The organism is Radicibacter daui (genome assembly GCA_030657355.1).
Taxonomy (GTDB): Bacteria; Pseudomonadota; Alphaproteobacteria; order Radicibacterales; family Radicibacteraceae; genus Radicibacter; species Radicibacter daui.
This window is the reverse complement of the sequence record CP131056.1, coordinates 2,627,835-2,646,427: the sequence shown is the minus strand read 5'-3', so window position 1 is coordinate 2,646,427 and position 18,593 is coordinate 2,627,835. Positions and strand designations below refer to the sequence as shown.

Here is an 18,593-nt window from a genome sequence, read left to right as displayed (position 1 = left end):
TTTTGAGAGGAAACCCAACCAGACCATGCTGACTGATACCAAGCTGCGCAACCTCAAGCCAAAGGACAAGCTCTATAAAGTGAATGACCGTGACGGCCTCTACGTGGCCATCACGCCAGCGGGTTCGATTTCATTCCGCTACAACTACTCGATCCACGGCAGGCAGGAGACAATCACCTTCGGCCGCTACGGTGTCGGAGGGATCACGCTAGCGGAAGCCCGCGAACGGCTGGGCGAAGCCAAGAAGATGATCGCCGCAGGGAAATCTCCAGCCAAAGAGAAGGCGCGGGACAAAGCCCGCGTTAAGGACGCTGAAAACTTTGGTGCTTGGGGCGAAAAGTGGCTACGCGGCTATCAAATGGCTGACGTTACCCGCGATATGCGTCGAGCTACCTTCGAGCGCGAGCTTAAGCCGAAGTTCGGTAACCAGAAGCTGACAGAAATCACCCATGAGGACTTACGGGCGCTGACTGATGCGATCGTGGAACGCGGGGCACCGGCAACGGCCGTGCTTTGCCGCGAAATTGTGATGCAGGTCTTCCGTTGGGCTATAGAACGCGGCCAGAAGGTTGAGAACCCGGCCGATTTGGTGCGCCCGTCGACTATTGCAAAGTTTGAGCCGCGAGATCGAGCGCTGACGCCCGATGAAATCAGCTTGATGTACCAGTACATGGAGCGCATTGGCACCACACCTTCGATCCGCGCGGCCGCCAAGTTGCTGTTGCTGACGATGGTACGCAAAAGCGAACTGACCAACGCAACGTGGAGCGAAATCAATTTCACCGAAGCGCTCTGGACAATCCCCAAGGAGCGGATGAAGCGCCGCAATCCCCATTTGGTGTTCCTGTCTAGGCAGGCGCTCGACATTTTCATAGCTCTGAAAACCTTCGCAGGCGGCTCGGAGTACGTGCTGCCATCGCGCTATGACTCGGACTTGCCGATGAGCAGCGCCACGCTCAATCAGGTGCTCACGCTGACCTATCGTCTGGCGCAGAAGGAAGGGCAGTCGCTTGGCAAGTTCGGACCGCACGACTTGCGGCGTACTGCCAGCACGCTACTGCATGAGGCGGGCTATAACACCGACTGGATCGAGAAGTGCCTTGCGCATGAACAGAAGGGCGTTCGTGCCGTCTACAACAAGGCCGAGTACCGCGATCAGCGTCGGGCAATGCTTCAGGATTGGGCGGACATGATCGACGAGTGGACAATCAGGAAGCCCCGCCTCAAGGACTGATTCGAAGCCTTTAGACCTGAATTTTGTCGCGAAATGCCCACTTTGGTGGGCTTTTTTTTGTCCGTAAATGTATGAGTTTCCGGACACAAGAAATTGGCTTTAATTGCCTATTTTAAATCTAATAAAAACAGTGGTTTGCATTATTAATGTTGTCCGTCAAGCGATGAGTTTACGGACACTAAGTGGATGATTTTATTGAAAAAAAGATGATAATACGTGCTGGAATTTTCAGGAATTGTGCAGCAATAATTAAACCTCTGACGATGACAAAACGAGGTATTCGGTGTGGAAAGAGAATTAAGGAGAGTGAGTAAAGTTCTCATTAGCAAAAAGCAGCTGCTGGAGATGATTCCACTGTGCGAGCGCACGATCTACAACTTTGAAAAGCAGGGAAAATTCCCTCAGCGCATCGCACTTAGTAGTCGCAAGGTCGTGTGGGATTTAGCCGAGGTCGAGGCATGGATTGATGCGTGCAAACATTCCGGCTCGGCCCCTCGTCCCGGAATGGGGGCCTGAATTGTGGCGATTGACTTACGGGCAGCGTTCGAGAACGAACCGCCCACACTAGACTTTATTTGGCCGGGCTTCCTCGCTGGGACAGTAGGAGCATTGGTGGCTCCCGGAGCCACGGGCAAGAGCTTCTGGGCGCTGGAAGCGGCAATGGCCATCGCGTGCAGCGTTGCCGGTGGCGATCTTTTAAGGCTTTCCCCGGCCGGTACTGGCCGCGTGGTCTATTGCGCCGGAGAAGACCCGAAAGTCGCACTTGTGCGCCGCATTCATTCCATTGGCCAACACCTGAACCCGCAGTCACGCGAAGCCATCGCGCAGAACCTCACTCTTGAGCCGATCATGGGTAGGCGCTTGAACGTGATGGATGAGCGGCACCTTGCTCGCGTCATTGAATTTTGCGCCGGTGCCCGGTTGATCGTACTGGATACCCTGAGCCGCATTCATGATAGGGACGAGAACAGCAATGGTGACATGGCAAGGCTTGTCGCCACTCTTGAGCATATTGCGGCCAGTACCGGGGCGTCAGTTCTGTATCTGCACCATGTCAGCAAGGGCAGTGCCCGCGATGGGCAGACGGATCAACAGCAAGCGGCACGAGGCGCATCCGCTCTAATCGACAATGCCCGCTGGTGCGGCTTCGTCGCAAAGATGACCGAGGACGAGGCCAAGAGCCTCAGCGACCGCGCCTATGACCGTCAGCCCATCGGCAACGACCGGCGCGGCTTCTTTGTCCGTTTTGGTGTCAGCAAACAGAATTACGACTCTACCCCGCATGACCAATGGTATGAACGGCGGGATGGCGGTGTGTTGCTGCCGGTGGAGCTGTTGGACGCCAAGCAGGGCAGCGGAAAGGGGCGTCAACGTGAGCAAGTATGACTTGACTCACGCCCGGCACGACCCGGTGCATTGTCTGGCACCCGGTCTGTTCCGTAGCCTCAAACGTGGCGAACGCAAGCGTAGCAAGCTGGACGTTGTATATGACTACGGCAACGGCAAGCGTATCGAGTTCAGTGGGCCGGAACCGCTGGGGGCCGACGATCTCCGCATTCTGCAAGGACTGGTAGCAATGGCTGGACCTTCTGGCCTTGTGCTTTCTCCCGATCCTCAGACAGAAGCCGGTCGGCAGCTGCGGCTATTTCTCGAACCCAAGTGGGAAGCCGTCCAGCAGGATGCGATGGTGGTCAAGGGTAGCTATCGGTCGCTGGCCCGTGAGGTTGGCTATGCAGATATCGACAATACTAGGCCAGTACGCGATTGCATTGAGAGGCTCTGGAAAGTCTCTATCATTGCGCAAAATGGAAGGAGGCGGCAGGGCTTCCGTTTGCTGTCCGAGTACGCAAGTGATGAGCAGGACGGCAAGCTGTATGTGGCATTGAACCCTCTTATTGCTCGCGCAATCATGGGTGGGCAGCACATCCGCATAGACATGGCCGAAGTTAGGAAGCTACAGACCGACCCCGCCCGCCTGATTCATCAACGACTATGCGGCTGGATTGACCTCGGTAAGTCGGGGCGGGTAGAGCTGGACACGCTATGCGGCTATGTTTGGCCGGATGAACCGACGAACCCGAATACCATCAAAAAACGCCGCCAGACGGCACGCAAGGCGCTGGCCGAGCTTGCTGCCGTGGGTTGGAAGCTGGACGAGTATGCTAAGGGCAAATGGGAAATCGGGCGACCCAAGGCATCCGACTGTAACGCTGCTCCCCCCTGTTTAACGGCACCCCACCCCCTGTTTAACAGTACCCAACCCCCTGTTTAACGGCACCCGGCCGGTTTCTGAAAACCCAGCAACGGCGGGCCTTTGCGGGCCGTTCGCAAATTCCATCCAAGATTCTCTAAGAATCTCCAGCATGCGCGCTAAGTGCCGCGCCTTGATGGCGCAGCTCCTCGCTTGCTGCTCTTGGTCGGCCTACGGCCGTTGGGCACCAAAAAAGGTAGGGCGGGCCTGCCGTCGCCGACGCGGCTAGTTCCGTGGATTACCCACCGGTCACAGCACCTGGTCGAGCCGTTGAAACCGGCAAAAAGACGATCAGGCACCAAAAAGGGAAGGGCAGGGCCAAAATCGACATAAGGCCTCTAACGGCCTGCGAAAGCGTCAAAATCCCTCCTGTATGGGCTGTGGCGGCGTTTTTTTCAGTGTCGGAATGTGGTTGTGGCTGTCATGTGTTAAAACTTCTCACACCGCGATACAGGTCGTTTTTGCGGTGTGTAATAGACGGAGAAGCAGCGGCAGGAAAACAAAACCCCGCACTCAGGCGGGGTTGTCTGTGAGGCTGGCCAGCGATCAGCGATTGTCGCGCTTCTCTTGCCTCTGGGCTTCCTGCGCGGCTTGGATGGCCATCAAAACTTGCTGGTTCAAGGCGGCGTTATTCTTGCTGCCTAGCAAAGGTAGGCGATTCAGAGCCTGCGCCCCGGAAAACATGCGGTAGGAAGCCGTCAAGGCGAGCGGGCTTACTCGAAGCTGCAAGGCCGTGTATTGGCGATCCAGCCTATCGAGCTGTGGTCCGTAGCCCTTGCTACGCAGCCACCGGCCGAGTGCCCACATGCCGATGGCGAAAGTCGAGGCGAGTACTACGAATCCAGCGAACATCAGAATGTCCATCATGGTTATTTCTCCGGTTGGTCGTTATTCGAGGGCATGCCCGGCACATTGAGCGAGGCGAGGCGGCCGGGAGTAGAGCTGTTGTCCGAGGCCGGACGGATGACGTTAGATTCCGCTTGTCTAGGTTCCGCGGCAGATTCCGCTCCATTGGCTGGAGCGGCCGAACTGGTATCGTCGGGAACAGGTGGCGCAGATCCTGCGCCAAGAGACAAGCCGTGCGCGTTCTCCATGCCCGGCACTGCCATCGAGGCCATCACGCCGAGCATCTTTGCGCCACCATTGGCCGCTTGGGAAAGTGCGTTGCCGGAGCTCACAACTCCCCCATTTGGGGTCGCTTGCTGGTCTTTGTCGTCATTGACCTGCGCGGACTTCCCGGCCTGCTGTACGCCGCTGTTAGGCTGCTGCGGCGTTGCGCCCGGCGTTTGTGGTGCGCCGCTGCCGCCCACTCTGGCACCTGCCGACGACGCGCCCTTGGCCGCCGCTTGACCGCCAGTGCTCGCGCCGAGGCCAGAGGCCGCCCCGCCACCTGATGCGGCTGCGGCGGGCGCACTACTACCGGCAAAGCTGGAATTGATCGCGGCCGCCAGACCGCCGCCGCCAAGCCCACCGGCACCCGCCGCACCTGCCCCCGCTGCACTACCACTCCCGGCCGCGCCAAGAGCACCGGCAGCAGCCGGAGCCGCCGCACCGGCCGTGGCGATGGTTGCGATCGCCGCCGCCGCACCGGCCGCACCGGCAGCCGCCATGCCACCAATGGCTGATCCGCCGCCCATCGACGTGCCGCTAATCATCCCGCCGATCAATTCGGGAATAGTCTTAGTCAGGTATGCGCATACCAGAGCCAAGCCCGCCAATGTCATCAGAGACGCTTCGTCGTTGGTATACGCTGCTAACCAAGACTTCGCCGAAGTGACGATAATTCCTACGATCAACGTTAGGACGAACAGCTTGGCACCTACTGCGATAACGAAGCGGAGCGGAGCAATTGCAAAGTCGCGTGTCCATTGCGAACCACCAAAGCCGAAGAACAGCACGGAGGCGTTGATGATGACGTATGACTCTACAAGCGTCACAAACATGAATGCCGCGATGAAGGCGAAGCACAGTAAAACCAAACAGCCAACAAGCGCGATGAGGACCGCTTTACCCGGAGAGAAAACTGAGATTCCCTCTACGATGGTGCGCGAGAAATCGACGGCGACCGCGAACATATCGCCCGGCTGAAGCGCACGGCCCAAACCGCTAGCCGTGCCCGCTGCTTCGCGAAAACTGTCTACTACAGCTGTCGCCCAAGGAACGGAATGCTCAATGATCGCGTAGAAAAAGCCGATAGCCATGAAGAAGCGGATCAACTCGCCGACGATTTCGCCGAAGTCAGCTTGTTTCATGACTAAAGGCATGAACGTCCACACCAATTGGATTAGTGCAAGGGAAGCCAGCAATGTGAGTGCATAGCCCTGTAGTCGTGGTGACCATTCACTTGCGGCGTCATAGAGCATCCGCAAAAGCCCATTCATTTCATTGCCTTGAGTTATATCTCCTGCTGCCGCAGCAGTGCCGGCCGAAAGCAAGAGCACCGCACCGATGAGTGCGAGTAGTGCTGAACGTTGCATAGTTAGAAATCCTCAGATGGACCCCAGTTGTTTTTCCGGGCTTCGAAGTTTTTATCGGCATCTGTCGGCATAGGCCGTTCAGCAGTCGCGCAATTGGTGCTGACGGAAACAAAGACACCGGACACAACAGCACCCCCAAGAGCAGAAGCGATGCACAGCACAGCGATAAAAGTCTTAGATATCAACATGATTAGAAGTCCTCCGAAGGTCCCCAGTTATTCTTCCGAGCTTCGAATTGTTGTTCGGCGGCTTCGCTAGCGGCCCTCCGGTCGCCTTGCTGCGCCATGTAGTTGCCCTGCATGTTGATTTGCGTGGCTACCAGATCGCGCAGCTTTTGCAGTTGCTGCACGTTCTGCGAGGCTATTTCGTTGCCCGCCTGAATCGCCTGCATCCGGCCAGCGGCCGACTGCGAACGGGAAACCATGCGGGCAAGCTGCGCGTCCTCAGACTCGAAAGTGCCGGTATTGAGGTTCGCCGCTTCCATCGCCGCCTTCACGTTGTCGCGCCCCTGCTCTGACCACTTCTGATAACGATCCCGCGCCGGGGCTTCCGCCGAGTTCGCGGCTTGATTCAGGTAGGACTCGAAGCCGGGAAACTGCGTGTTGAACTGCGAATCCATGTTCTGGATTTGGCGGCCCAAGGCCTGCGACTTCGTGTAGATATTCGCCACGCTTTGCAGGTCGGCCGCGATACTGCCGAACATGGAGTTGGGCAAACTCAGACCCTGCGTGACCATGTTTTGATACTGCTGAATCTGCGTTGCCAGTTGCTGGGCCGTGTTCAGCTGCGTGTTGACCGCTTCGGCGTACTCGAACATCTGCTGATAGAACGTCGAGCAGTTCGAGCAGTAGATGGCGTAAGCCGGGGCAGGTGCCATGTAGAGACTTACACCAAGGCCTGTGCTTGCCATTGCCAGAGCTAGTGTCGCGCCTCGACCGAATTTTCGGGCGGCATAAGCCGACGTTTTTTGCGATTCCATTTCCATACCGAATACCTCATTTTCTCATCGTCCGAGGTTTGATTATTGACCGATATGGAGCGGTTTTAAATATGCGGATAATCTTGTATCCGCATAGAATTCAATGATTTATGTCCGTAAACTGTCCGTCAATCTTCACGAGATTGTTTCTCAACACTATGATTTTGATCGCGTTTTTCATGACGAGCGGAACGGGCTTGGCTGTCCGTTTTGATACGTTTTGCGGACAAAAAAAAGCCCACCGAAGTGAGCTTTTGATAAGCCGGTGCGTGGCGTCAGTGGGCCGCGTAATAGGGATTCTGTACGCGATAGAGGTCACGCTCTGTTTCAGGGATGTGCAACGTTTCAAGGTGCCACTCTTCGAGTGAAGAAGCCAGCTCGGCCGCAATGCGCTGGGCTTCCATAACGCTCTTGCTAGGCCGCCCACTGGTTCGACCGAGGCAGGCTTGCAGTTCGTTGAGTTGATTGGCCAATGCGCTAATGCGGTGAGCTGTCTTCATGATCAATTCCCCTTGCTGATCCTTTCCACGATTTTGTCGAATTCCTCTCGGACTTGATCGTCCGTAAGCTCAAGATTAACCAATCCTGACTTTATTGCAATTCTTCCGATTCTTTCTGCTGCCTCATTGTCAAGTTTTGCCAGCCTTGCTTTTGCCGTTTCAAGCTCCGAAAGCGCATCAGCTCGCCGCTCTGAAAGTGTCTTTCTGGCCAATTTATCCACTCCTCTTTGGTGCCATTTTGGCTTTACGCCGTTGAATGTAATTGCATTCTAACGACCGTCGGCATGTTTGGCCATAACAGGATCATCGCTTCCCGTCGTGCTTGTAGGGAGCGAGGATTGGCTGACCTTGTTTGATGTATCGTGTGACGTATTTGGTGAACTGGGTGTATCCCATTTCGAGCCGGTCCGCGAATGCCTCATAAATCCATACCAGCGGTACCCCGCGTTCGTGCTCCTTCCGCACCTCATCCAGTACCGCCACGAACGATGCGCGGCCACGGCGTTGAGGGCGACGTTCAGTATTTGCATTTTGATGGTCGGTCATGTGCCTTTCTCCGTTCTCAACGTTCGGTCCAAACCAGTATATCCAAGCAAAGAAAATTAGCGCAATTTTACGCAATTCTGCGCTCGTAATAACGCGACGCTGCGCGATTTAAGGAAAACTAGCGCAATTATAGGAAAATGAACGCAACTGATGTTAGCGAAGCTGGCCATTAGCGTTAAATTGCCTAAAATTGCACTGAGCAGTACGGCAAGATGTGTGTTGTACCGGTACGAGCAAGCCCGCACCCGTCCAACACCGCCCCTTACTCACCTGCGGTTCGACGGCATCTTGCTCTGCGAGGCTGTCAGTCGCTCCGCGACATTTACACCAAAGAGGAAAGGTTTATGGCCGGTGAAAATGCGATTGCGGCTATTAAGCCGCATTCGCGTGGGACACGTCCACGGCGTGAGCGAATTGAGGTTTGGGTCAGCAGTGATGAAAAAAGAGAGCTAGCCGAAAGGGCCGATCAGGCGGGATTGTCGAATGCCGCTTTCCTTCGCGCCGTTGGGCTGAATCTGCCTATAGGGTCACGTGCCGATTTGGAAGCCGTCCGCCAGTTGGCAAAAGTGAATGGCGACCTAGGCCGAGTGGCCGGACTGCTGAAATTGTGGCTCGCTGAGAAACGCGGTCAGGGCGCTCGGCCGATTGACGTGGAAACGATGATGATGGATTTCCGCGCAATCCAAGAGGACATGCGGGCGCTCATGGGGAGAGTTTCCAAATGATCGCGCATCGCATCAACCGTGAACGCAAGGCCTCAAGCCCAGCCCGTTTAATCAAGTATATGGTGGCGGCCAAGGGTGGCATTGACCCGACGAGCTGGGAGCGCACAGCCGATTACATTCTGGATTCCGCCAATGGCACGACCGAGGGCGAGAAGGTCGCCAGCTACCGTGTTACCAACTGCGGCACGGATGATCCGGCAGATGCCGCTATCTTAATCCAAGCCACGCAAGCGGCTAACACCAGGTCGAAGGCGGAAAAGACGTACCACTTTGTCTATTCCTTCCCGCCCGGCGAGCAGCCAGACCTTGAGACGCTGCACGCCATCGAAGACGAACTATGCGCTGCCATCGGCCTCGATGAGCACCAGCGTGTATCAGCGGTTCATATCGACACCGATAACCTGCATGTGCATGTAGCCATCAACAAGGTTCACCCGACCGGGTTACAGAACATCGAACCCTATTACGATCAGTTCCGCCTGATGGAGGCCTGTGAGCGTCTTGAGGTAGAGCATGGCTTGCAAAGAACGTTTCATGGTCTGGAGGCAAAGCAGCGGCATCAGAACCGCGGCATTGAGCTGTTGCCAGCGAAAGCCCCAGAGCAGCGCGATAGCCTATTCCGTAAACATCTTAGAAACGCTTACGACCTCAGCATATCGGAGCCTCCCGAAGCCAAAACCCTGAACGGGTTGCGCAAGCTGTCCGATACCCGTCTACAGAAGCAGTCAGCGGATAAAGCGGAGCCAGTCCGCATCGGCGCGAAAGTGGCCAGCGTGGAGGCGCAGTCCGGCATTGAGACGCTGACCGGGTACGCGGCCCGCGAGCTGGCCCCGGCGATGCGGCAGGCGACGAGCTGGCAGGAGCTGCACGACGCAGCGGCCGAGCACGGCCTAGAGGTTCGCCAGCGCGGCGCTGGCCTTGTCATCGGCGAGCCAGATTTAGGCATTTGGGCGAAGGCCAGCAACGTAGGTCGCGACCTTTCCATGAAGGCCTTAACCGACCGTCTTGGCCCGTTCCAGCCTTCCGAACGGCAGGTCGAAGCGAAGGCGAACCGCAAGCGGTACGAGCCACGACCCCGGCGGCCGGATAACCCGACGACAGCGAGCCTGTTCAACCAGTACCAGCGCGAGCGACAGGCGGCCATTCTGGCCCGCCGTCAGGGCCTCGACCAGATCAAGCGCGAGAGTGCGGCTTTCAATGCGCAGGTGCGGCAGTGGAGCCAGACAGAGCGAATGCTTTTGAAGGTCGCGGGCAAGGGGCCGACCAAACGCCTGATGTACGGCACTATCAAGCAGCAGGCCGACGCCTCGCGCCAAAAGAACCGCCAGAGCGCAGACGCTCGCCGTCAGGCGCTGTTCAAACAAACGACGATGCCCACTTGGGCCGACTGGCTGACGCAGCAGGCCGAGCGCGGCAACGCCGAGGCGCTGGCCGTGCTGCGCGACCGCGAGGAACGGACACGGCGCTGGAACGGGGAGCTACTGACCGCCGACCGGGCCGACAAGGCCAAGGCTGTCGTTCTCGACAAGCTCAAGCCCAAGGCTCGGAAAGACGGGACGATGGCGTACAGCACCATCGACGGCGGCATGGTGATCGACCGGAAGACGCACGTTCAGGCTCAGAAAGCCACGACCGGCGCGGCACTGGTTGCGCTCGAACTGGCGTCCAAGCGGTTCGAGGGCCAAGCCCTCATCGTGGAAGGCACAGACGAGTTCCGACTTGAGGTCGCGCAGCTTGCTGGTATGCACGGCCTCAAGGTCACGTTCACCGATCCGGCGATGGAGCAGATGCGCCGTGAGACGGCCGAGCATAAGGAAATGGAGAAGGCCTTTCAGGCCGAGGTGCACGGCCAGACGGGCACCCAAGTGCATGAGGGAAGCAAGTCGGCGGCGGCAACGCCTCAGCGTGGCAAGAAGCGACCAGAAGGCAGGTCTAACGAACTGACATAAGATTTGGATTGCACAATCCAAAGCGCCGAGGAAAAGAAAGACAGAAATGCAAAAGCTCCGTTCGGCACAGGTGATACACATTAGGAGGATAGTTGAGTATCCGCTATGCGGACATGTGGCAATCCGGAGTCTGCAACAACGCTAAAAAGATTAGGTTTAATCATTAATGAAGCCGGGCCAGTCCGGTCCAAATGCAGTTCTAAGCTGTCGGATAAGGATGTGCAACTCGTCGGCATCGCCACAACGGCGCACCTCGGCCAATATTGCTATCGCATGGGCTGGATCCGAGCGAAACAGTTCGGCCATCATCTCGTCGTGAGGGCGATCTTTCCGGATATTAACGGGATTTGTCTCGTCATTCATTTGGCGATTTCCTTCTTGTTCAGGATCCGCTCAATTACGTCGCCCTGCCGCAGGTAGCCCAGCGCCCAAGCCAGCAGTAGTTGGCCCTTGACTGTATCTCGAATGAGATACACAATCAAGGGGATCTGACACTAGGAGAAATACGATGGCTGCTCAAACATCCATGCTGCACATCCGTGTAGACGACAAGCTGAAGGCTGATGCGACCGAAAAGCTCGCTAACGTTGGTCTATCAGTCTCGGATGCCGTGCGAATTTTCCTGACTCGCGTCACCAAAGAAGGCGGTTTGCCTGTGGGACTGACAACTGACCCGGAAGCCCATGACAAGTGGTTCCGCGCCAAGGTGCATGAGGCTTTGTCGGACAGCCAGCCGGATGTACCACATCAACAGGTAATGGACGAGGCGCAAGATCTTATCGACAGGAAGCGCCGTGCCCGAGCTTGAATGGTCCCAACTGGCACGAGCGGATTTACTGGCAATTGTTGATTACATCTCAGACGACAATCCAGACGCTGCTCAATGGCTGAAAGACGATATAGAAGCCAAGGCAGCGAGGCTGCCGGAACATCCGAGGCTATACCGTTGTGGACGGATTGAAGGTACGCGAGAAATGGTCGTCCGAGCAAACTACATTGTTGTGTATACGGAAGACCCTTTGATTGTGCGCATTCTGCGTGTGTTGCACGCAGCACAGCAATGGCCTTCAACTAACGAATAATGGGAGTGACCATTAAAATTCGCTACGGACGTGGCGATGGTTATGCCGATCTTGAGTTCGCTTATGCTTCTGCCATTTTTGACCATGAAGAGAGAAACGGTAATGGTTGAAAATAATCACTATCACGCGGCGCAAGTCTTTCTTTCAAAGGTTGGCAAGACCCCGCATGCACGCGCATACTACATTAGCTGGAAACGTAACAGAGAGGCGTTCCTTTAATCATGACAATGCAGCCGATTCAGCGTTGGCAATATCGGGTTACGTTCGATCTAAAGATCCGGAGTGCTTATGGCGTCGCTTTTCAGGATTTTTTTTCAACGGTAATGGAGGCGCGTTACTTAAGTGACTTCATCCGAGTGCGGCCTTTTGGCTCTCTTGGTGATAAAGGATGTGATGGGTACCGGAGCACGGGCGGACAAGTTTTCCAATGTTACGGCAAGTTGGAAGATGCGGCACCCAACGTAGCGACGATCGTGAAGAAGATGGGCGAGGACTACCAACTTGCAGGCGGCCATCTCGGCTCGATTATGAAAGAGTGGCATTTCGCCCATAACTTGGTGAATGGATTACCTGTCGAGGCAGTACAGAAGATAGAAGAACTCAAGGCGTTGGGTTTGCACGTAGTTGGTACGTTCGGCCCAGCAAGCATATGGGCGATTGTGGAGGAACTCCCCGAAAACACTTTGTTCAGCCTTTTGGGGCCAGCTGCAACGGCGGAAGATAATCAGAATCTGAAGCTTGAAGAAGTTAGGGCGCTGACGGATTCGCTGATGACCACGATAGCGGCCGGAGGTGCAATCAGCGGCGAGATCAAACCTGTGCCTGCCGACAAATTAACTTTCAATCAACTCCCGGGGCATTGGATCCAGCTGTTGACCGCCGCTTCGAGCAACGGCCCCCATGTACAGCGATACTTCGAGCATCATCCCAACGTTGAGATGGGTGCACTGGTAGCGCGGGAGTTTTCCAGCCGTTATCAAGCGCTGAAGCAAGAGGCGCTTTCGCCGGGCGAGATTATGGATGCATTGTATGAACAGGTCACGGGCATCGGATCCGTGACTGCCGTTAGGCAGGTCGCGGCGCAGGCGCTTTTGGCTTATTTATTCGATGCCTGTGACATATTTGAAGATCATCCCGCCAAGGTGGGAGCATGATTTTACCATCGAAACATATCTCCGAGAGTCGCTCGTTAGCAGGCATTGGCGGTGAAATACTCGTGCAACTTGAAGAGCCACGAGCGGTTTCCGAAATTTGGGAGCGAGTCTTGGCAAGCCGAGGAGAAACTTCGCGAGGAGCAGCGCTGCCCTACGACTGGTTCATCTTGGCGCTCACATTTTTATACGCAATCTCTGCGGTCGAACTTTCGCAGGGACTTGTGCAGCGATCGGAAAACCACACATGATTATAGCGATCGAGAGCGACTTGCAGAGTTTCAAGCCGGTCCGATTGGGGCCGGGGCTTAATGTACTGCTTGCCGACAAGTCACCTAATTCTGGAGATAGGCAAACGCGCAATAGTGCTGGCAAAACGAGCCTCGTAGAGCTTATCCACTTCTTGTTAGGTGGAAAGTCTTCTGGAGCGCTCCCTTGCCACGAAGCTCTGAAGGCCTACACTTTTTACGGAACATTCGAATTTCAGGGTGTGCAGCTCCGCATTGGGCGATCGGGGAATACACCATCGAAGATCATTCTCGATGAGGGGCAGGCTATTGCTCTTGGGCTGACCCCCAAGCTGGACAAGAAATCCGGCCTCCATTTTGTCTCAAACGAGGTATGGAAGGAGTTTCTCGGCAATCGGCTATTTGGGTTGCCGTTTCCAACGAAAGGCACGCTGTTTGAGCAATCTTACACGCCAACGTTTCGTTCGATGATTGCGTACTTCATTCGACGGCGTGGTGGCTTCATTAGGGCTGAAAAGCAGTCTGAGAAGCAGTCTTCGTGGGATAGCCAAGTCAATCTTTCATATCTGTTGGGCCTTGACTGGACGATTCCATTTGAGCTTGAGAAAGTCCGGCAGCGCGAACGCCAGCTTGAGGAAATCAAGAAAGCGGCTAAGGGCGGCGCGGTTGGGGATATTATTGGCACGGTGGCTGAGCTACGCCCACGGGTTGTCCGCGCTGAGGCGAATGTTGAGAAGTTACGAGCCGATTTGGCTGCATTCCGCGTTGTAGAGAGTTATCGTGAAATGTCAGACCGTGCATCAGCGATCCGTGGTGAAATGCTCGCGATCGAGCGAAATGCGGTCATCCTGAAGCAGACCATCGACCATCTCGAAACCACGTACCGGAACGAACAACCGCCCACGTCGACGGATGTGGAACGTCTTTATAAAGCTGTGGGTGTTGAGCTGCCATCCCTCGCCGTGAGACGTTTCGAAGAGGTGAAAGCGTTTCATGAGTCAGTGGTGGCAAACCGAAGAAAGAGGCTTAAAGAGCAGATCCAATCGATCAGGCACGAGCTTAGCGAGGCAGAGACCCGTTCAATGTCGCTTGATGCTGAACGCAGCGAGATTCTTAGGTTTTTAGATGGTAGCGGAGCACTAGAGGATTTCACCGCATTGCAGGAGCGTTTGGCTACGCTAGCTGTAGAGGCGGCTGCGCTGCGTGAGCGCTACAAGGCTGCTGAAATACTCGAAGGCGAGAAGACTGAGCTGGAAAGCGACCGGATAAACTTAAAACGGCGTTTACAGGAGGATCATCAGGCGCGGCAAGCACAACTTGACAAGGCTATTCTCTTTATCGGCGCGGCTATTTCGAATTTATATGGAGATCGGACGGGAGAGTTTGTTGTTGCCGCAAAGGATAATGGGCCAGAATTCGAGATCACAATTCAGGGCGATAGAGGTGGCGGTATCTCACAGATCGAAATATTCTGCTTAGATCTTGCCTTGCTTTCTCTGACCGCCGATTCGCGTCGTGGTCCCGGCTTTTTAATTCATGACAGCCATCTTTTTGATGGTGTTGATGAGCGTCAAGTGTCGATTGCACTACAGCTTGGGAAATCCACTGCTGACCGTATTGGCGGACAATATCTGGTCACTATGAATTCCGATATCTTCGACCGTCTGCCATTACCGAGTACTATTGATAGACAGGCGTTTGTGTTGCCGACACGGCTTTCTGACTCTGAAGACGATGGCGGCCTTTTTGGTTTCAGGTTTGATTAAGTAAGTTACCCCGCCATAGATTAGAGAGCACAAGCTATGTTAGTCAGGATGAAAGCATGTTTGTGCTCTCAGAGTAAAATTCGGAACATGGTATTTCCCATGGTATCGCCTGGGTGAGTTAAACATAAGATAATGAAAATATTGAATATTTATTGTAATTTTACAATTGAGTGGGAGTGATCGGATACAAACGGTGACAACAGCTTAGCATCTGCGGTGGTTTCTGCCTTCGCTTGAATGTCATTCTCCTGCGTCGCTGACTCCTGTTGAGCTAAACCGCTTTATTTGTCCCGCTGGCCCGATAGGCGCGCACTCTACGGACGATGTGAAACCGCTACCATCTTCCGTATGTTGGCACCCATCCTCCCTTTGGGAGGACGGTCGCCGGGATATACCCTCAGTCGGTGCGGATGGTTGCACCATCGATCACGAACTTGCGACCCCAGCCCGTCAGATTGCCCACTCTTCATGACGCGCATCTTGATAAAATGCGACGCAAGGCTCATTCGGACAGCGTCCGAGCTTCTCGCGCTGCGGTTCTAGGATATCGACCAAGTCTTGGTAATAGGCACTCTCCCCAGCATAGGCCTCGATCTGCGATCTCAACTCGAGATGGCGGCGGTAAACCCAACTCAGAGCATCGGCAACCTGCACCAGCGAAGAATGATCTGACTTAATCGCGAAGGCGGTGTTGATGATTTGGTCGAAACGGTCCTCTTGCCGCCGGGCCAACCAAACACTCCTGCCGCGCGTCGTGCCCCGGCACTGATACAGGCCATCATACCATTCGCTGCGCCTGTAGAGGGCATCGGAGAAGTTCGCCATCTCCTGCTTGTTGTCGTCCATGATAACGACGGTCAGGCCTTTGGCATTCGCCACCCCTTGCATCTTCTTCTGCACCAGCGAGGAGACAAACATAGCGCCTGCGATCCAATAGCTCCTCGCAAATGGGTGACCGTAGCCGGCGGCGAGCGCTGCGTCGAACCGATCGTAGGAGAGGGCAATCCCGTAGACCTTGCCACCGTTGGCGACGGCCAACTCGCATATTTCTCGCAGAAAATCCTTGCGCTGTTGCGCGGGCACTTGGTTCCAGGCGCCAGCGCCGTTGATGAAGCGCTTTGTCTTGAGGTCGCCGCGTGTGCCGGGGTGTCGAGCAAAGATGGCTTCTAGCTTCGCGTCAAAGTCAGCCGTCTTCTTTCGTAGCTTGTAGGCGTCAACCATCAGCCCGGACATCACGAACACGTCGCCTTGGTCCCGCGCTCCGCTCTCGTCCACATAGATGAACTTCATGCATCCCCCGGCGTACGGCGATCCATCCGCGTGGCTAATGACCGAGCTATGTCGGTTTGCAGGCAACCGGCTTGAGAGCCTAGAAACGATCCAGAATGAAGGCCACTAGACGAAGGCACCATGCCGGCCGAGTTCAATGCGCAACAAATCACCAACTGCGCCTGCGAGGAAGCCACCACGAGCGCCCTTCCGATGCCGCGATCGCATCGCGATGCGGTGACCTAGACGATGCTCACGTGATACGTTGCGCAGAACGTCGGTCGCCGCGCCGTAAACCGGTGCTGAATGTCACTTGGTGACTTCGGCTTCCTCAGGTTCGCCGGTGTTAGCACTCGCTGTCGCATTCTCATTATCGCCCTCGACAATCACGCCTTCCAAGAACTTACTGTGACGCTCCTGAAGGTAGCGGATCGCCTCACTCTCGTCGGCGCGGTGATCGAGTTTCTCTTGAAAAAATTGTAATCGAGCGCGGTTCTCATCAATGAGTTCTGCCCAAGTCTTTATTCCTACCGTTACGCCGTTGCTATTTCGCACTAGCCGACGTTCACGGTCGACAGAGTCAATGTCTTCTGCCGCATAGTCGTCGTAAGCATTTGAAACGACCCAGAAGTGCCACCGCAGCCCCTTCACGGTGTTGAACCTCTCGTCGTTGGCAACGGCCTGCGCGTATTTCTTAACTTGTGCGATCTCATCGGATCCGATGATAACCTTAGGGGCCTTTAGCTCGACAACGAGGTGATCAACGTCGCCCGCCTTGTGCCGCCGCATTAGGCGAGAGAACATCAGATCGACGATGCCAACCTTTTGCCCTACTACCTTTACCGGTTCCTCGATTGCGATGTTTGGATCGAGAAATGTTTTATGCTTCTCAAGTACTTTACGTAGCCCTTGATCGCTTACCCAAAGGTTGTATTCCTCCCCGAAAATCCACGTGTTCTCCGCAAGAATCTTATGCAGCTGAGTGCGTTCCTTTAGCCGCTTTTTTTTCTCAGGATCGAAAACAATACTCTCTAACGCAGAGAGGAATTTTAAACGGTCAGCAACTGTTTTGGCGGCAGTGATAATCGAGGAGAGGTTTGTTTCCTGAAGTAAGGCTGCAAAATCTTTCTGCTGTGATACCGGAAGGTCCAGCACTTCCTTTAATATTGATTGAAGCTCTTCTGGTCCTCGCTCGATCGCGTTCTTCAGCATCCAGAGCTGGAGTGCGCGAGTCCTTTTTGATGTGGCTTCAATATCAGGTGTATACTGCTGGACTTGGGCAGCCACGATATCAAACACCTGCCGCTCGGCGCGCTCAGTCGTATTCGCCGGTTCGCCGCTGTAAGGATAGATGTCGGCATCCTTCCATTCCTCCACGACTGAGCGAGCCCGCTCGGATGCACGCTCTCTGAAGTAAGCCTTGATCTCGTTGCGAGCTTCCTCGACAGCGACGGCGAGATCTGGATCGAGCTCCGCGAGGCCCGCGCGACCTTCGTTGTGGAGCGCTTCAACGTAGGCCGACTTTAGATAAGCGGAAAACGCGAAGCCTTGAACGTGGAAGCGGGCTTCCACCTGATCGAGCGGAAAACCATTTTGAGAACAAAGATAGAGGGTCCGCTTGGTATCAGCATGCCACTCAATCACGTGGAGCTTAACGGGATGGGATTGCCCGTCAGCGGTCGTGATCGGTGAAAGTGGAACTTTGTGCTGACTAGCAATAGCCTTCTCAGGGTCCAGTCGCTCGCCTGCCATAGCGATGCTGACAGCTTCGTAATTGATCAAGTAGAGAGCGAATGTCTCGGTTAGTTCTTGCAGTCCTTCGGGGCTCTCAAAAACCTTGAAGTCGCGCCGCAGGTCTGTGATCTCGACGATTACTCCAGTTTTTCGATTAGGGGCGGCTACGTCGGCGCTAATAGTCACGTCCTTGAGATCGGCCTCAAGAAGATCGATCTGGAAAGCTCGGTTTCCAGTCGGCGTTTCATAGCAAACCTTCCATCGCACGGATCGGCCAAGTGCGAAGGCCTTGTAGCGGCCGCGCCCTTCCTGACCGTGCACCATCCGCCCTTCGCGTTTAGTCTGCCGCGTGCTGCGCTTCCATGAACCGCCGAGATTGCCGAACAGTGCATTGGCGTCCTCGCGAGAGAAGCCCGTGCCATTATCATAGACAACAACCTTCGACATGCCTCCTGCGAGGTCGTCGTGTGCGAACTCGACGGTTACTTCCGTCGCATCGGCGTCCAGGCCATTCCAGATGATTTCGGCGAGAGCAGGTACGGCTTTCGCGCGCGTCTGGCGCGCTATGAAGTCGTCCTGCACTGCGACAGACACGTGCTCGGTGTTGGCCATAAATTCTCCCGCAGCCGTTTTGGCCGGTCAGGCAACGCCAAGCAAAGTTTACTGTCCATTCTGCTCCGAC

General features: G+C 55.4%; 20 protein-coding genes. 11 read left to right on the top strand and 9 right to left on the bottom strand.

Features of this window, described 5'->3' with window-relative positions; all coding sequences use genetic code 11:
- Positions 1-25 precede the first annotated feature (25 nt).
- The 4 genes from QTL98_RS12540 (at position 26) to repC (ending at position 3,506) form a co-directional block, all read left to right on the top strand.
- Complete coding sequence (locus QTL98_RS12540) at positions 26-1,234, top strand: tyrosine-type recombinase/integrase (protein WP_001341055.1); 1,209 nt, start codon at positions 26-28, stop codon at positions 1,232-1,234.
- A 285-nt stretch (positions 1,235-1,519) separates the two neighbouring features.
- Positions 1,520-1,750 (top strand): helix-turn-helix transcriptional regulator, encoded by a 231-nt coding sequence (locus QTL98_RS12535; RefSeq protein ID WP_001565729.1) that lies wholly within the window; start codon positions 1,520-1,522, stop codon positions 1,748-1,750.
- Between the two features lie 3 nt (positions 1,751-1,753).
- The gene (locus QTL98_RS12530; protein WP_085451427.1) at positions 1,754-2,620 is read left to right on the top strand and encodes a helicase RepA family protein; all 867 of its coding nucleotides are present in this window, start codon (positions 1,754-1,756) and stop codon (positions 2,618-2,620) included.
- Positions 2,607-3,506, top strand: coding sequence for a replication protein C, IncQ-type (gene repC, locus QTL98_RS12525; RefSeq protein WP_060426177.1), 900 nt, complete (start codon positions 2,607-2,609; stop codon positions 3,504-3,506). Before QTL98_RS12530 ends, repC begins: the two co-directional genes overlap by 14 nt.
- 525 nt (positions 3,507-4,031) lie before the next feature.
- On the opposite strand, the gene QTL98_RS12520 is transcribed toward repC, so the two are convergent.
- The 6 genes from QTL98_RS12520 to QTL98_RS12495 all read right to left on the bottom strand — a co-directional run bounded on the left by QTL98_RS12520 (position 4,032) and on the right by QTL98_RS12495 (position 7,987).
- The gene (locus QTL98_RS12520; protein ID WP_117252136.1) at positions 4,032-4,352 is read right to left on the bottom strand and encodes a hypothetical protein; all 321 of its coding nucleotides are present in this window, start codon (positions 4,350-4,352) and stop codon (positions 4,032-4,034) included.
- Between the two features lie 2 nt (positions 4,353-4,354).
- Positions 4,355-5,962, bottom strand: coding sequence for a P-type conjugative transfer protein TrbL (gene trbL / locus QTL98_RS12515; protein WP_445678806.1), 1,608 nt, complete (start codon positions 5,960-5,962; stop codon positions 4,355-4,357).
- Positions 5,963-6,152: 190 nt separating this feature from the next.
- Positions 6,153-6,947 carry a P-type conjugative transfer protein TrbJ gene (gene trbJ / locus QTL98_RS12510; RefSeq protein ID WP_445678805.1) on the bottom strand — a complete coding sequence of 265 codons (795 nt, stop codon included), beginning with the start codon at positions 6,945-6,947 and terminating at the stop codon, positions 6,153-6,155.
- 269 nt (positions 6,948-7,216) lie between these two features.
- The gene (locus QTL98_RS12505) at positions 7,217-7,441 is read right to left on the bottom strand and encodes a hypothetical protein (RefSeq protein ID WP_001749832.1); all 225 of its coding nucleotides are present in this window, start codon (positions 7,439-7,441) and stop codon (positions 7,217-7,219) included.
- A 2-nt stretch (positions 7,442-7,443) separates the two neighbouring features.
- Entirely contained in the window at positions 7,444-7,653 is a 210-nt protein-coding gene (locus tag QTL98_RS12500; RefSeq protein WP_016943285.1) for a TraC family protein, read from the bottom strand.
- 91 nt (positions 7,654-7,744) lie between these two features.
- Positions 7,745-7,987: a TraK family protein gene (locus QTL98_RS12495; RefSeq protein WP_016943286.1), complete on the bottom strand. Its 243-nt coding sequence runs from the start codon at positions 7,985-7,987 to the stop codon at positions 7,745-7,747.
- A gap of 344 nt (positions 7,988-8,331) precedes the next feature.
- Between QTL98_RS12495 and QTL98_RS12490 the strand changes: the two genes are divergently transcribed.
- Both QTL98_RS12490 and traI read left to right on the top strand, forming a co-directional pair.
- Positions 8,332-8,712, top strand: a complete 381-nt coding sequence (locus QTL98_RS12490) for a plasmid mobilization protein (RefSeq protein ID WP_445678804.1) — start codon at positions 8,332-8,334, stop codon at positions 8,710-8,712.
- On the top strand, positions 8,709-10,661 hold the full coding sequence (gene traI, locus QTL98_RS12485; protein ID WP_445678803.1) for a TraI/MobA(P) family conjugative relaxase: 1,953 nt from the start codon (positions 8,709-8,711) through the stop codon (positions 10,659-10,661). The genes QTL98_RS12490 and traI overlap by 4 nt, the downstream gene beginning before the upstream one ends.
- Before the next feature lie 156 nt (positions 10,662-10,817).
- Here traI and QTL98_RS12480 read toward each other — a convergent pair whose 3' ends face one another.
- Positions 10,818-11,024 carry a hypothetical protein gene (locus QTL98_RS12480; protein WP_445678802.1) on the bottom strand — a complete coding sequence of 69 codons (207 nt, stop codon included), beginning with the start codon at positions 11,022-11,024 and terminating at the stop codon, positions 10,818-10,820.
- A 145-nt stretch (positions 11,025-11,169) separates the two neighbouring features.
- On the opposite strand from QTL98_RS12480, the gene QTL98_RS12475 reads away from it, so the two are divergent.
- The 5 genes from QTL98_RS12475 to QTL98_RS12455 all read left to right on the top strand — a co-directional run bounded on the left by QTL98_RS12475 (position 11,170) and on the right by QTL98_RS12455 (position 14,908).
- Positions 11,170-11,469 carry a type II toxin-antitoxin system RelB/DinJ family antitoxin gene (locus QTL98_RS12475; protein ID WP_084832994.1) on the top strand — a complete coding sequence of 100 codons (300 nt, stop codon included), beginning with the start codon at positions 11,170-11,172 and terminating at the stop codon, positions 11,467-11,469.
- Positions 11,456-11,743: a type II toxin-antitoxin system RelE/ParE family toxin gene (locus QTL98_RS12470; RefSeq protein WP_395556883.1), complete on the top strand. Its 288-nt coding sequence runs from the start codon at positions 11,456-11,458 to the stop codon at positions 11,741-11,743. The genes QTL98_RS12475 and QTL98_RS12470 overlap by 14 nt, the downstream gene beginning before the upstream one ends.
- A 221-nt stretch (positions 11,744-11,964) precedes the next feature.
- Positions 11,965-12,897: an ABC-three component system protein gene (locus QTL98_RS12465; protein WP_395556884.1), complete on the top strand. Its 933-nt coding sequence runs from the start codon at positions 11,965-11,967 to the stop codon at positions 12,895-12,897.
- Positions 12,894-13,145, top strand: a complete 252-nt coding sequence (locus tag QTL98_RS12460; protein ID WP_395556885.1) for an ABC-three component system middle component 6 — start codon at positions 12,894-12,896, stop codon at positions 13,143-13,145. Before QTL98_RS12465 ends, QTL98_RS12460 begins: the two co-directional genes overlap by 4 nt.
- The gene (locus QTL98_RS12455) at positions 13,142-14,908 is read left to right on the top strand and encodes an ABC-three component system protein (RefSeq protein ID WP_395556886.1); all 1,767 of its coding nucleotides are present in this window, start codon (positions 13,142-13,144) and stop codon (positions 14,906-14,908) included. Before QTL98_RS12460 ends, QTL98_RS12455 begins: the two co-directional genes overlap by 4 nt.
- Before the next feature lie 450 nt (positions 14,909-15,358).
- On the opposite strand, the gene QTL98_RS12450 is transcribed toward QTL98_RS12455, so the two are convergent.
- The gene (locus tag QTL98_RS12450; RefSeq protein ID WP_445678801.1) at positions 15,359-16,198 is read right to left on the bottom strand and encodes a DUF3800 domain-containing protein; all 840 of its coding nucleotides are present in this window, start codon (positions 16,196-16,198) and stop codon (positions 15,359-15,361) included.
- Positions 16,199-16,486: 288 nt separating this feature from the next.
- A complete protein-coding gene (locus tag QTL98_RS12445; RefSeq protein WP_445678800.1) occupies positions 16,487-18,523 on the bottom strand; it encodes an ATP-binding protein in 2,037 nt (678 codons plus the stop codon).
- Positions 18,524-18,593 lie beyond the last annotated feature (70 nt).